Genomic DNA, 13127 nt, shown 5'->3' on the forward strand with positions numbered 1-13127 from the left:
GCAGGGATTACATCAGCCAGAACTTACGATTGGCCTCCCGTTGGGCGGTCAACCGATCCAGTCCGACGTCACGGAGCAGGTGATCGTCAAGATTTGCAAGGTGAATGCGCGTGCGACGGCGCTCTGACCACTTCGTGAGGGTCACCGCGACGCGCAATGCCACAACGGCCAGCGGCGACAGTGTGGACTGTGCACCAAGATAGGCGATCTGTGGGGTATGTGCTGCGTGTGCCATGGGTGAACTCCTCAAATGTATCGACACAATTTAACCGTATCGCGATATCAGACTTGCCATCGCGATACAAAAAGCGATACATTCGACTCAATCAGCGATCCAGAGAAAGATTGTGTCGGATACAATTTCCCCAGATCAGATCGTCTCGTTGCCGCAGTCCGGCATTGGGCCCAAATACAAACGGGTGGCGGATGCGATACAATCGGCAATCCGGTCAGGCGACCTCACTGTAGGGGACAGGCTCCCCCCGGTCCGGGAGCTGGCGTGGTCTCTTGGCATCACACCGGGCACCGTGGCCCGGGCCTACACTCTTCTGACCGATGCGGGACATGCAGTTGCCGAGGTGGGCCGCGGCACGTTCGTGGCCAATCGCAACACACCCCGCACCAGAACAGCGCAGAGCCCCGTTCGGGAATACGTCTCTGTTCCCATGCAGGGCGGCAAGATCTCGCTGGCAAGTCCGCAACTGCCCGATCTGGGCCAGGTCGCCCTGCTGCGTGATGCCTTTGCCCGCGTAGGGGAAACCGCGCCCGAACGGTTGCTGCATTACCCGACGCGCAATGCCTACAAACCACTCCGGGAAGCGGCTGTGCATTGGCTGCGCACAATTCCTCTGGGGCATATCCACGAAAGTGACGTTGTTCTGGTGCATGGTGCCCAGAACGGGTTGAGCGTGATCCTGCAAGCGCTGCTTCAGGGCCCAAGCCCGACCATGCTGGTCGAAGAACTGGCCTATCCTGGGTTCCGTCGCTCGGCAGACCTGTTGCGCGCGGATATCGCCGGGCTGCCCAGTGACAACAAGGGCATCCTGCCCGACGCGCTGGAAGAGATCGCCCGGCGCACCGGTGCGCAGGTCCTGTGCACCTCGCCGGACGTACACAATCCTACACTGGTCTGCACCCCGCCCGAGCGCCGCCGTGCCATTGCGGACGTCTGCCGGTCGCTCGACATACAGATCATCGAGGATGACTGCTACCGCCGGACCGACAGCGATGCGCCCAGTTACCGGATCCTTGCGCCCGAGCGCACATGGCATGTTGCGTCGATCTCAAAAGTCCTGACGCCCGCGCTTCGTCTCGGATTTGCCATTGCGCCCAGCGGTCGCGGACCGGAGTTGCGGCAAGTCGCGGAACACGGCTTCTTCGGCATCGCCCAGCCTTTGGCCGAGGTCGCCGAACACATCCTGACGGCGCCGGAAACCGAAACCATTGTCGCCGCCATCCGGGAACGGATGGCCGCGTATGTGCGGGTCGCCGTTAACGCGCTGGGGACCTACAACCTGACTTGGCACGAAGACGTGCCATTTCTTTGGCTTCCCCTGCCCCAGGGCTGGCGTGCCGCGGCGTTCTGCCGGGCAGCAGAGGCGCGGGACATCCAGATCCGGTCTGCCGATGAGTTCGCTCTGCGGGACGGGCGCGCACCACATGCGGTCCGCATCGCCATCAACGCGCAGATCCCGCTGCAGAGCTTCGAGAGCGCCATGCAGCAGTTGCGCGACCTCCTTCAGCACCCGCCAGAGCAGATAAGTGTCTGATTTCTCCGTGGAATGGTGAAAAAATGGTCGCCTGCACAGTATTCCATCGCTAGGCTTGTCGAGACGACTCACCCGACCACGAGACTTTAATGGGTTTAGACATCAGCTTGGACTTCGTAGACACGTGTCCGGATCTCGATGAACTGACCGATATCCTGACCGAGTATTACGCACAGATCCTCGAACGGCTGATGGCCGTTGGGGGCCCGGGCCTGTCGGTCGAGGAGCAGGTTCAGTCAAGCCTTGCTGTGATCAACGATTTCCTGCCGCCCAATGGCGGGATCGTTCTGGCGCGGGACAGCTCCGGATACCTGCTGGGGTGCGGATTCGTCCGCATGATCGACGATCACCGCGCTGAATTGAAACGCCTGTATGTGCGCGATCTGGCCCGTGGCTACGGTCTTGGCCGCAAGATCATCGAGATGCGGATTGAAAAGGCCAAGGAGTTGGGTGCAACGACAATTCTCGCCGATACGGTGCGGGGAAACAGTTCGATGCTGGCGCTGTATGACCGGTTGGGCTTCACCGAAACGCCACGCTATGACGGCAATGCGAATCCGGCTGAGCTCGACACGTATCTTGTCTATCGGAAACTGGAGCTTCCGGCAGGCCGAAACCGGTGAAAAACGTGGGGTATCTGGATACCTTATTTTTAAGTATATGATTTCAAATAACTTATTCAGATAAACGCCGCTTGACTGCGGTTTGGCAATCCTTATAACCCGCGCATCGGAATATCAGGGGTGCGCTGCGCCCTGTCTTACCAATCAAACGTCAGGGACATCCCACGATGAAAACCTTTTCTGCAACACCGGCAGACATCGACAAGAAATGGATCCTGATCGACGCGGAAGGCGTCGTTCTGGGCCGTCTCGCATCGATCGTCGCCATGCGCCTTCGCGGCAAGCACAAGCCGTCCTTCACTCCGCACATGGACATGGGTGACAATGTCATCGTGATCAACGCGGACAAGGTTCAGCTGACCGGCAACAAGCGTCAGGAAAACTACTACTGGCACACTGGCCATCCGGGCGGCATCAAATCCCGCACGAAGCAGCAGATCCTCGAAGGCGCGCACCCCGAGCGCGTGGTCCAGAAAGCGGTCCAGCGTATGCTGCCGGGCAACCGCCTGTCGCGCAAGCAAATGACCAACCTGCGCGTCTATGCGGGTAACGAGCATCCCCACGAGGCGCAGAGCCCCGAAGTGCTGGATGTGAAGTCCATGAACTCCAAGAACACACGGACGGCGAAATAATGGCTGAGCAAATCAACTCCCTCGACGAGCTGGCGAAAGCCGTCACCGACGACATCGGCGCAGTTCAGGGTGCAACCGCAGAAGACATCGCACGCGAACCGCAGCGTGACGAACTGGGTCGTTCCTACGCCACGGGTAAGCGGAAAGACGCGGTCGCTCGCGTCTGGATCAAGCCGGGCTCCGGCAAGGTCACCGTGAACGGCAAGGAAATGAACGCATACTTCGCACGTCCGGTTCTGCAGATGATCCTGCGCCAGCCGTTCGACGTGGCCGGCGTTGCCGATCAGTTCGACGTCATGGCAACCGTCAAAGGCGGCGGTCTGTCCGGTCAGGCCGGTGCAGTCAAGCACGGCATCTCCAAAGCGCTTCAGCTCTACGATCCGTCGCTGCGCTCCGCGCTCAAAGCCGCAGGCTTCCTCACCCGCGACAGCCGCGTGGTGGAACGCAAGAAGTTCGGTAAGCGCAAGGCGCGCCGGAGCTTCCAGTTCTCCAAGCGTTAATCGACGCTTTCAGAATATCGAAAAGGCCGCCTTTCGGGGCGGCCTTTTTGTTTGTAGTGTTTTGTGCAGATGTGCCGGGAGTGCCACCGGCCTGTTCCACTCGCTGGATCAGAGCGATCGGGCCTCGCGGAACGACAGCAAACGCCGAGAGCCTTCATCCCAGAGGTGCAGGCGCGCATTGGCAAAACTCTCGCGGATCGTCATGCGGTTGTGATCGGCAAGGCTCGCATGCTCGCGCACCACTTCGGGCAGCCGGTAAAACGGGATCCGACTGTAAAGATGGTGCACATGGTGGATGCCGATATTGCCACTGAGCCACTGCAGCACCTTCGGCAGAACGTAATACGAGCTGCCATGCAGCGCCGCATCGTGGAGTTGCCAGTGTTCTTCGCCGTCCCAGGACGTGTTCTCGAACTGGTGCTGCACATAGAAGAGCCAGACACCGGCCGTCGCGGCAAGCAGGGTGGACGGCAGGAAGATCAGCAGAATCGGCATCAACCCTCCGAAATAGAGGATCAGCAGCAGACCGGTCAGAATGGCTGCGTTGGTGCCCATGGCGCTGGCCCAGTAGCGGACGCTGGACATCAGCCCAAGAGGAATACGATTCTGAAGCAGGAACAGGTATCCCGGCCCCAGCCCGAACAGGATGATCGGATGGCGATACAGCCGGTACATCAGCTTGCTCCACCCAGACAGCGCTTTGTATTCCGCAACAGTCATAGTGTGAACGTCGCCGATCCCGCGTCTCTCAAGATTGCCGTGAGAACTGTGGTGGATCGAATGTGTGCGGCGCCACACGTCGTAGGGTGTCAGAGTCAGAACCCCGAGGATGCGCCCGAGCCAATCGCTGAGCGTGCGGTTGTTGTAGAATGATCCATGCCCGCAATCGTGCTGGATGATGAAGAGGCGCAGCAGGAACGCCGCGTTCACGAGCGACAGCGCAAATGTCAGCCAGTAACTGATACCCATCGCCCACCACGCGGCCGCCCACAGCGCGATGAATGGGCCAAGCGTGACAGCAAGTTCAAAAGAACTGCGCATCGCATTCGGCTCTCGGTATTTGGAAAGGACTTTCACCCAGTCTTTGGCGGAGGGCGTTGCGGGCGTATGCCCGTGGATCGTGAACTGCTCGGACATATGCCTGCTTTTGTATTGGTCGTTGCAGCGTCTTAGCGGAAGTTTGGCTTTCCGCCTACAATTCAAACCGCCCGAAAGCCCAGACGAGGCATTTTGCCACTGCTATACGTCGTCTGCATCCTTGTGAGGGGCCTGCGGTGTGTAGGCACAGCGTTCCGGCTTGATGTCGATAAGCGGTGTCCCGTCAAGGCAGTCCAGACCCTTGACGATCAGAACATTGCCCTCGCGTCGGATCAATCGCACCAGCGAGAGGCCAATCGGATTGGGCCGCACCGGCGACCGCAGGGCAAAGGTTCCCGTGATCCTGCCATCGCTGCGGGGGTTTTGCGTGACAAGGTCGCGCCGCGACTGATGCAGCCAATAAAGCACATCCAAATGATCGAACTTCGTGATGCCTTCGAGACCAGGTTCCCATTCAGGCCGCAGTTCGAGTCGGCAGTCGGGGCCATCGAGTTTTCCCTGACGGGGGCACATGTCCCGGCTGGTGTAAGGCGTCCGGATCACGCCGATGAACTGAACGGCGGCGTCCTCCCGCATGGGCGCATCAATGCGCGTTTCTCCGTCACGGATGTCGTGGCTGTCGGTCTCGGTCATCTCTGGTTCGGCTCTCTGGGTCTCGTGGTCAAGTGATGGCCCAACCGAGGCACGCCGTCCAGCTCCGATCCCCAAGACGGCATGGCGTCGGATCATCTTGCTGTGCCCCGGACGGTAGGACATAGTTGCGCCGATATGACCACAACAGACACATCCCCACGCGAACGCTTCCTGACCGTCCCGGAACTGGCAGAGCTTCTGCGGATCAAGGAGCGCAAGGTCTATGATCTTGCCGCAAGCGGTGCCGTTCCCTGTTCGAAAGTGACCGGAAAACTGCTGTTTCCTGAACAGGCAGTGCGGCGCTGGCTGGCCCGGGAACAGACCGGCAGCGACGGTGACGACGCGCCGCGGCCAGCGGTTTTTCTGGGCAGCCACGACCCGCTTCTGGATTGGTCGCTGCGCCAGTCCGAATGTGGAATTGCCACCTTTTTCGACGGGTCGCAGGATGGGCTTGACCGTTTTTCCAACCGTGAAGGGCTGGCTGCTGGATTACACATGTATGACGCGGCGACCCACAGCTGGAATCTGCCCGCGATTGAAGCCGCGTTCACCGGCGCACCGGTGGTGCTTCTGGCTTTTGCGATCCGGCGGCGCGGACTGGTGGTGAAACCCGGCCTGGAAGAGCAGATTGCATCTCTGGACGACCTGCGCGGTCGCAAGGTCACGCCGCGGCAACCCGGTGCCGGGACGCGAACTTTGTTCGACCATCTGCTCGCACAGTCGAATGCCCTGCCCGAGACCATCCAGCTGCGCCCGGTAGCGCGCAGCGAGGCGGATGCCGTGCTTGACGTTGCCACGGGCAGCGCCGATGCCACATTCGGGTTGGAGTCACTGGCGCAACAGCATCATCTGGGTTTCGTGCCACTGATCGAGGAACGCTTCGACCTTCTCGTCAGCCGCCGCGCCTATTTCGATCCACCGATGCAGCGCTTTATCGCCTTTCTGCGCAGCGACGCATTTGCTGAACACGCTGCCGCCCTCAAAGGCTATGACGTGTCGGAAGCCGGAACCGTCCGCTGGAACGGATGACGCGAAACCTCTGCGCAGGTGGTGGACGCTGGCGCGTGCGCGGCTTAGGTTTGGCGACAACCAAGGATGCCTGAATGACCGATGCTACCCCCTATCAGGTGCTTGCCCGCAAGTATCGCCCGGAAACCTTTGCCGACCTCGTGGGTCAGGAGGCGATGGTCCGCACTCTGAAGAACGCGTTCGAGGCGGACCGTATTGCGCAAGCCTTCGTGATGACCGGGATTCGCGGTATCGGGAAAACAACGACAGCGCGGATCATCGCCAAGGGGCTGAACTGCATCGGACCGGATGGGAATGGTGGGCCGACAACCGACCCCTGTGGCCAGTGCGAACACTGCGTTGCGATCATGGAAGGCCGTCATGTCGACGTGATGGAGATGGACGCCGCCTCGCGCACCGGCGTGGGCGACATCCGCGAGATCATTGACAGCGTGCACTACCGGGCGGCCTCGGCGCGCTACAAGATCTACATCATCGACGAAGTTCACATGCTGTCGACAAGCGCGTTCAATGCGCTGTTGAAGACACTCGAAGAACCTCCCGCACATGTGAAGTTCATCTTCGCCACAACCGAGATCCGCAAGGTGCCGGTCACAGTGCTGTCGCGCTGCCAGCGGTTTGACCTGCGGCGGATCGAGCCGGAGATGATGATCGCGCTGCTGCGCAAGATCGCGACGCGCGAAAACGCCGAAATCACCGACGATGCGCTTGCGCTGATCACCCGCGCCGCCGAAGGATCCGCGCGCGACGCGACCTCACTTCTGGATCAGGCGATCAGCCACGGCGCGGGCGAAACCACCGCCGATCAGGTCCGCGCGATGCTGGGGCTGGCCGATCGCGGTCGGGTGCTCGATCTGTTCGACATGGTGATGAAGGGCGATGCGGCGGCGGCGCTGACAGAGCTGAGCGCGCAATATGCCGACGGCGCAGACCCGATGGCGGTGCTGCGCGATCTGGCCGAGATCACGCACTGGATTTCGGTCGTCAAGATCACGCCCGAAGCCGCCGAGGACCCGACGATCAGCCCGGACGAACGCCAGCGCGGACAGGATTTCGCCAATGCGCTCGGGATGCGCCCTCTGACACGTCTGTGGCAGATGCTGCTCAAGGCGCTGGATGAAGTGGCGCAGGCCCCAAACGCCATGATGGCTGCCGAGATGGCGATCATCCGGATGACCCATGTCTCGGAACTGCCAAGCCCGGAAGACCTCGTGAAACGCCTGCAGGATTCGCCGCCCCCTCCCCCACCATCGGGCGGCGGACTGTCAGCAGGCGGCGCGGCGCGGACGCAGGCAATGGGCACCCCAGCCCCCACACACGGGACCACGTCAGGCCCACATGCCTCGCACGGTGGGGCGGTGCTCGCCGTTGCCGTCGATCAGGCCCTTGCACGCTATCCCACATTCGAACACGTGATCGAACTGATCCGCTCCAATCGGGACGTCAAGCTGCTGGTCGAGGTCGAAGGCTGTGTTCGCCTTGCCGCCTATCAACCGGGTCGGATCGAGTTTACTCCGACGGACAATGCTCCGGCCGATCTGGCGCAGCGTCTGGGCAGCGCGCTGCAACGCTGGACGGGCAATCGGTGGGGCGTGTCCGTGGTCAACGGATCAGACGCTCCAACCATCACCGAAACCCGCGATGCCGCCGACCTCGCGATCAAAGCCGAAGCTGCCGAACACCCGCTGGTCAAGGCCGTGCTGGACGCGTTTCCCGGTGCGGTGATCGAAGAGGTGCGCACGCCGGACCAACTGGCAGCCGAGGCTGAAGCTGAAGCCCTGCCTGAAGTGGAAGACGAATGGGACCCGTTCGAGGAGGAGTGATACTCGCTCTCCTTCCCGGTGCAGCATTTGCGCAGGACTGCGCCGTGCAGCGCCCGGATTGGGACGGCGCACCGGTCACCGCTATTCAGGAAGCGGCCTTCCTTGCTGCATCGCCCGCCGCCCTCGTTCTTTTTCTGGGTACGATTGCCGCCGTCCGGTTCAAGAGCCAATGGGGGGCGCTCGCGGTGGTTCTGGGCTGGACCGCGTTTGTCACTTTTCTGACCATGCTCGCCCCGGCCTCGCGCGAAGTCGCGATGGCGGAAGGCTGCGTCGGGTCCCCCGCCTTGTTCATCGGCATCATCGCTGCGATATGTGTGGGGATGATCTTTTACACCGCGCCACCGATCAAGGGGCGCTGAGCTACGGAGAAACACATGTTCAAGGGTTTGGGCCAGATGGGCGACATGGCCAAGATGATGAAGGCCGCGCAGGAAATGCAGGGCAAGATGGCTCAGATGCAGGAAGACCTCGCCACAATGACCGTGACCGGCGAAAGCGGCGCGGGTCTCGTCAAGGCGACGGCGACAGCCAAGGGCGAACTGACCGGACTGGATATCGACCCGTCGATCTTCAATGGCGACGACAAAGAAGTTGTCGAAGACCTGATCCTCGCCGCCATCAAGGACGCCCAGCAGAAGGCGCAGGACAAGGCGCAGGAAGAGATGTCCAAGCTCACCGAAGGGCTGGGCCTGCCGGCAGGAATGAAACTGCCGTTCTGAGCATGGAGCGGACAGCAGTCTGATGCGGGACGGCGGCGATATCGAAGCGCTCATCCAGATGATGGCGCGCCTGCCGGGGCTTGGCCCCCGGTCGGCCCGGCGTGCCGTTCTGCATATGATCCGCAAGCGCGGGCTGCTGCTCACTCCGCTTGCCGAGTTGATGACCCGGGTGGCACGGGATGCCCGCGAGTGTCTGAACTGCGGCAATATCGGAACGCAGGACATCTGCGACATCTGTCAGGACAACCGCCGCAACAACGGTTTGCTCTGCGTGGTCGAGGATGTCTCTGACCTGTGGGCGATGGAACGGTCCGGCGTATTCAAGGGACGGTATCACGTTCTGGGCGGCACCCTGTCGGCGCTGGATCAGGTCGGGCCGGAAGAACTGCGCATTCCGAAGCTCTCGGCGCGGGTGGACAGCGAAGAGATCACCGAAGTCATCCTCGCGCTGAATGCCACCATCGATGGCCAGACGACCGCACATTACATCGCGGATCAGTTGGAAGGTCGAGTGACGCTGACATCGCTGGCACAGGGCGTCCCGATCGGGGGCGAGCTGGATTACCTCGACGAGGGCACGATCACAGCCGCAATGAATGCGCGCAAACCTGTTTAGCACGTCCGGAGTCGACGTAATCAGGCGTTGTCCTGGACCTGCTCGGCGTTCAGAACCGTCGGATTAGACTTTGTCGCACATGCAACAGCAGGTAATCTCGGCGCAGAGGAGAACGCCATGAGAGTCGTCCTGTCACTGATCCTGTCGTTGTCCTGCCTGCCCGCGATCGCGCAGGAGGGACCGTCTTTCGATTGCAGCAAGGCCACCAGTTCCGCCGAAGAGCTGATCTGCGCCGACGCCGATCTGGCAAAGCTCGACCGTATCGTAGCGGAGCGTTTTTCCGCGGCGCTCTCGGTCGCTGGCGCGCTGGATGCCGGAGCGGAAAAAGCCGTTGCCGACCTGCGCACCTACCAGCGCGGCTGGATCGGTGGGCGCGACGAATGCTGGAAAGCGAGCGATCTGCGCAGCTGCGTCGAACAGGCCTACCTGACCCGGGAAGGGCAACTCGTGGCCTATTGGATGCTCGAAGAGCCGACCGGCACCGCCTTCTGGACCTGCGACGGCAATCCCGCAAACGAGGTGGTGACGATGTTTTTTGACACCACGCTGCCCAGCGCGCGCATCGAGCGGGGCGACAGGGTCTCGACCGCATCACTAAGTCCCACAGGCTCCGGTTCCCGCTACGATGGGGATTTCGGACAGTTCATCTGGATCAAGGGAGATGAGGCGACCTATCGTGAGCCTGATCCGGATGGCACGTCCCATGCCTGCGTTCTCGCGTCGTCAAACTGAATACCGTGTCGTGCGGGATGTGCGACTGCGTGGTGGGACCCGCAAACCGAGTGACAAAACACTCGCGCTGGCTGACGGGATGTTGCATGTCTTGCACATGAACCTGCGCGCAGGCCGCGCGCCCGATCCGGAAAAGATGGCACAGGCTGTCTGAGAATACCGCATAACCGATCCCAGGAGATGGCACATGGATGTCGAACAGACCGAGCACGGAACCCTTGAACACTGGACCCCGGCCGAGGTGGCCGAAGCCTTTGCACAGGACAAGATCATCCTGATCGACGTGCGCACCCCACAGGAATTTGCGTTGGAACGGATCAACGGCGCTCTGCTTGCTCCGATGCAGGCATTTCAGCCGAACCATATGCCGGAACAGTCGAAGAAGCCGATCGTGTTCCACTGCGGCTCCGGGGTGCGATCGGCGCGTGTCGCCAAGCTGTGTCTCGAAGCCGGGGAAGACCGGATCGCGCATATGGCAGGCGGGTTTGCTGCCTGGAAAGAGTCAGGCCAGACCTACATGGGCACCGATGTGGCCACAGGCGGGCCAAAGGAAATGCGAAAGTCATCCTGACCCCAGCTTCAGCCATGAAAAAACCCGGCACCGCATCGCGGGCCGGGTTTCTTCATGCGACGTGACGCCGGATCACCGGTCGTCGTCGTCCTCATCATCGTCATCATGCGTGCCGTCGGGCAGGTTGAAGAAGCTGTCCGCATCGGCGTAATCGTCATCGCTCTTCGATGACTCGTCCTCGGCATTATCCGAGCCACCGGTCAGGCTGAATGTTTCCAGACCCTCGATTGCGCTCGGCAGGCGCGGTTCTGCGTCCATTTCGAGGCTCTGTTCTGTCGACACCAGCTTGCGGCGCTCGTCATCGGTCATCACCGCTTCCTGCTTCTTGGCAGCTTTGGCAACGGCGGCATCCAGTTCGGACTGCTTGCACAGGCCCAGCGCAACCGGATCGATCGGTTGGATGTTGTTGATGTTCCAGTGGGTACGTTCACGGATTGCCTGAATGGTCGGCTTGGTGGTGCCGACCAGCTTGGAAATCTGGCCATCGCTCAGTTCCGGGTGGAATTTCACAAGCCAGAGGATCGAGGCCGGACGGTCCTGACGCTTGGACAGCGGCGTGTAACGCGGGCCACGGCGTTTTTCCTCGCCCTGCGCAGCGGCGTAGACCTTCAGCTTGAGCTTGTGGAGCGGGTCGGCTTCGCCCTTCTTGATCTCTTCGGGTTCGAGCTGATTGTTGGCAATCGGATCGAAGCCCTTCACGCCAGCGACCACATCGCCGTCGGCAATCCCCTGAACCTCAAGCTCGTGCATCCCCGTGAAATCGGCGATCTGCTTGAACGTCAGCGTTGTGTTGTCCACCAGCCAGACGGCGGTGGCCTTGGCCATAATCGGTTTGCCCATCTCGCGTCTCCTTACGCAAAGCTTTTTCCCTCTCCCGGAGGGGTCCGGGAGGTCCCGGATCGGCCGGGACGGGTTTCCATTGTCAGGGAACTTGGCGGCCTTATAGTCGCGCAGAGGCAAAGAGGGAAGAGGTAATGCGGGTTTTGGTGCTGGCTCTCATCGGTGTGATCTCGGCAGGGCTTGCCCGTGCAGAGGGCGAAAAGGCAGGCGCGTTCGATTACTACGTGCTGTCGCTCAGTTGGTCGCCGACATGGTGCGCGCTGGAAGGGGACGCACGGAAATCGCCGCAATGCGATGCCGACGCCGATTTCGGCTGGGTCATGCACGGGCTGTGGCCGCAGTATCATCGCGGCTGGCCGTCCTTTTGCCCGACCATCGAGCGCGCCCCGTCGCGGGCGATGACACGCGACATGGCCGATATCATGGGGACGTCCGGGCTTGCGTGGTATCAGTGGAACAAACACGGCGTGTGTTCCGGGCTGTCAGCACAGGACTACTACGCGCTGTCCCGTGAAGCCTATGGCAGCATCACCCGGCCCGATGTTTTCCGCAAACTGGACAGGGCCGTCAAACTCCCGGCGTCAGTGGTGGAAGAGGCGTTTCTGAAGGCCAATCCGCAACTCGAACCCGACATGATCACCATCACCTGCAAATCCGGGCGGATTCAGGAGGCACGCATCTGCCTCTCCAAATCCCTTGAGCCGGTACCCTGCGGACGGGACGTCGTGAAGGACTGCACCGCCAAGGATGCGCTGTTCGAGCCGATCCGCTGAAACCCGTCAGCGCGGCGTCGTCCAACCACCGGGCAGATCGTCCCGCCGGGCTTTCGGGGGTTTGACGCGCGACAGCACGGATTCTGCAGATTTTACCAAACGGTCAAATCCCGGAGCTTTGCGCACCTGCGCCTTGACCTTCTCGATCTGCATCACGTCGTCAATGCGGCGGTCAAGGAAGGCCAGTGTCGCCTGATGTCCAAGGGAATCGTCACCCAACCAATACAGCACGGTCGAGGAATAGACCCCGGACAGGGTCGCGCGCTTGGTATACCAGTTGATGTCCCGCGATGTATCTCCGAGGGTGTTCCAGATCCGGTCTGCGGTTCCCCAGATCAGTTTCGCCCCTTCGGCGGCGTGCATCGGCAATGCAAACAGCGTCACCCCGCGCCGAACGGCCTCCTTGTCGTCCGCCGCTTCGAGCCGCAGGCGCACCGCAAGCGCGACCTTGTCCCGGAACCGCATCCCGGACATGTCCTGGGCGTTCAGCGCCGCCACCATCGCATCGTCACCCCGGCGGTGAAATGCCGCCGCAAGGTCAATCGCGCCGCGCGGATTCAGACCTTTGGCCAATGCCGGCGCCACCCCGACATCGGCAATCGCCGCCTGAAAAGCCGCATCGGACCAACCGTCGAAGGGCACATGCATCAACGCGGCATCCAGCAATTCTGTCGCAATGTCTCTGGACGTGTCTGACATGACGGACCTCCATTCGGGCGCACAATTAAAACTATTAGGAAAGGAATTAGCGCCAAGATCCGGCAAACGC

The 13127-nt window shown here is 61.3% G+C and carries 18 protein-coding genes; 13 read left to right on the forward strand and 5 right to left on the reverse strand.

Annotated features, from left to right (window positions below; genetic code table 11):
• Positions 1-7: 7 nt before the first annotated feature.
• The gene (locus tag MGEO_RS08245) at positions 8-235 is read right to left on the reverse strand and encodes a DUF1127 domain-containing protein (protein ID WP_085636242.1); all 228 of its coding nucleotides are present in this window, start codon (positions 233-235) and stop codon (positions 8-10) included.
• 112 nt (positions 236-347) lie between these two features.
• Here MGEO_RS08245 and MGEO_RS08250 point away from each other — a divergent pair, with 112 nt between their 5' ends.
• The 4 genes from MGEO_RS08250 to rpsI all read left to right on the forward strand — a co-directional run bounded on the left by MGEO_RS08250 (position 348) and on the right by rpsI (position 3524).
• Positions 348-1769, forward strand: a complete 1422-nt coding sequence (locus MGEO_RS08250; RefSeq protein ID WP_085636243.1) for an aminotransferase-like domain-containing protein — start codon at positions 348-350, stop codon at positions 1767-1769.
• 89 nt (positions 1770-1858) lie between these two features.
• Entirely contained in the window at positions 1859-2392 is a 534-nt protein-coding gene (locus MGEO_RS08255) for a GNAT family N-acetyltransferase (protein WP_085636244.1), read from the forward strand.
• A gap of 167 nt (positions 2393-2559) precedes the next feature.
• Positions 2560-3024 (forward strand): 50S ribosomal protein L13, encoded by a 465-nt coding sequence (gene rplM / locus MGEO_RS08260; protein WP_085636245.1) that lies wholly within the window; start codon positions 2560-2562, stop codon positions 3022-3024.
• Positions 3024-3524 (forward strand): 30S ribosomal protein S9, encoded by a 501-nt coding sequence (gene rpsI / locus MGEO_RS08265; protein ID WP_085636246.1) that lies wholly within the window; start codon positions 3024-3026, stop codon positions 3522-3524. Before rplM ends, rpsI begins: the two co-directional genes overlap by 1 nt.
• A gap of 108 nt (positions 3525-3632) precedes the next feature.
• On the opposite strand, the gene MGEO_RS08270 is transcribed toward rpsI, so the two are convergent.
• Together MGEO_RS08270 and tsaA are read right to left on the reverse strand one after the other, a co-directional pair.
• Entirely contained in the window at positions 3633-4661 is a 1029-nt protein-coding gene (locus tag MGEO_RS08270; RefSeq protein ID WP_085636247.1) for a fatty acid desaturase, read from the reverse strand.
• Positions 4662-4763: 102 nt separating this feature from the next.
• Entirely contained in the window at positions 4764-5255 is a 492-nt protein-coding gene (gene tsaA / locus MGEO_RS08275; RefSeq protein WP_085636248.1) for a tRNA (N6-threonylcarbamoyladenosine(37)-N6)-methyltransferase TrmO, read from the reverse strand.
• Positions 5256-5390: 135 nt separating this feature from the next.
• Here tsaA and MGEO_RS08280 point away from each other — a divergent pair, with 135 nt between their 5' ends.
• From MGEO_RS08280 to MGEO_RS08310, 8 genes are all read left to right on the forward strand, one after another.
• Positions 5391-6284, forward strand: coding sequence for a helix-turn-helix transcriptional regulator (locus MGEO_RS08280; RefSeq protein ID WP_085636249.1), 894 nt, complete (start codon positions 5391-5393; stop codon positions 6282-6284).
• Between the two features lie 74 nt (positions 6285-6358).
• A complete protein-coding gene (locus MGEO_RS08285; RefSeq protein WP_085636250.1) occupies positions 6359-8107 on the forward strand; it encodes a DNA polymerase III subunit gamma/tau in 1749 nt (582 codons plus the stop codon).
• Complete coding sequence (locus tag MGEO_RS08290; protein WP_085636251.1) at positions 8104-8466, forward strand: hypothetical protein; 363 nt, start codon at positions 8104-8106, stop codon at positions 8464-8466. The genes MGEO_RS08285 and MGEO_RS08290 overlap by 4 nt, the downstream gene beginning before the upstream one ends.
• Positions 8467-8481: 15 nt before the next feature.
• Complete coding sequence (locus MGEO_RS08295; RefSeq protein WP_085636252.1) at positions 8482-8826, forward strand: YbaB/EbfC family nucleoid-associated protein; 345 nt, start codon at positions 8482-8484, stop codon at positions 8824-8826.
• Between the two features lie 22 nt (positions 8827-8848).
• Positions 8849-9442, forward strand: a complete 594-nt coding sequence (gene recR, locus MGEO_RS08300) for a recombination mediator RecR (RefSeq protein ID WP_085636253.1) — start codon at positions 8849-8851, stop codon at positions 9440-9442.
• Between the two features lie 117 nt (positions 9443-9559).
• Positions 9560-10174, forward strand: a complete 615-nt coding sequence (locus MGEO_RS08305; RefSeq protein WP_085636254.1) for an MliC family protein — start codon at positions 9560-9562, stop codon at positions 10172-10174.
• Positions 10146-10328 carry a hypothetical protein gene (locus MGEO_RS21680; protein WP_170102901.1) on the forward strand — a complete coding sequence of 61 codons (183 nt, stop codon included), beginning with the start codon at positions 10146-10148 and terminating at the stop codon, positions 10326-10328. Before MGEO_RS08305 ends, MGEO_RS21680 begins: the two co-directional genes overlap by 29 nt.
• Positions 10329-10361: 33 nt before the next feature.
• Positions 10362-10745, forward strand: coding sequence for a rhodanese-like domain-containing protein (locus MGEO_RS08310; RefSeq protein WP_085636255.1), 384 nt, complete (start codon positions 10362-10364; stop codon positions 10743-10745).
• 72 nt (positions 10746-10817) lie between these two features.
• Here the strand turns inward: MGEO_RS08310 and MGEO_RS08315 are convergent, their stop codons facing one another.
• Complete coding sequence (locus MGEO_RS08315; RefSeq protein ID WP_085636256.1) at positions 10818-11585, reverse strand: DUF1013 domain-containing protein; 768 nt, start codon at positions 11583-11585, stop codon at positions 10818-10820.
• Positions 11586-11719: 134 nt separating this feature from the next.
• Between MGEO_RS08315 and MGEO_RS08320 the strand changes: the two genes are divergently transcribed.
• Positions 11720-12358, forward strand: a complete 639-nt coding sequence (locus MGEO_RS08320; protein WP_085636257.1) for a ribonuclease T2 family protein — start codon at positions 11720-11722, stop codon at positions 12356-12358.
• Between the two features lie 6 nt (positions 12359-12364).
• Here the strand turns inward: MGEO_RS08320 and MGEO_RS08325 are convergent, their stop codons facing one another.
• Positions 12365-13057, reverse strand: coding sequence for a COQ9 family protein (locus MGEO_RS08325; protein WP_085636258.1), 693 nt, complete (start codon positions 13055-13057; stop codon positions 12365-12367).
• Between the last annotated feature and the right edge of the window lie 70 nt (positions 13058-13127).

Origin of the sequence: Marivita geojedonensis (genome assembly GCF_002115805.1) — a bacterium.
In the GTDB taxonomy this organism is placed as follows: Bacteria; Pseudomonadota; Alphaproteobacteria; order Rhodobacterales; family Rhodobacteraceae; genus Marivita; species Marivita geojedonensis.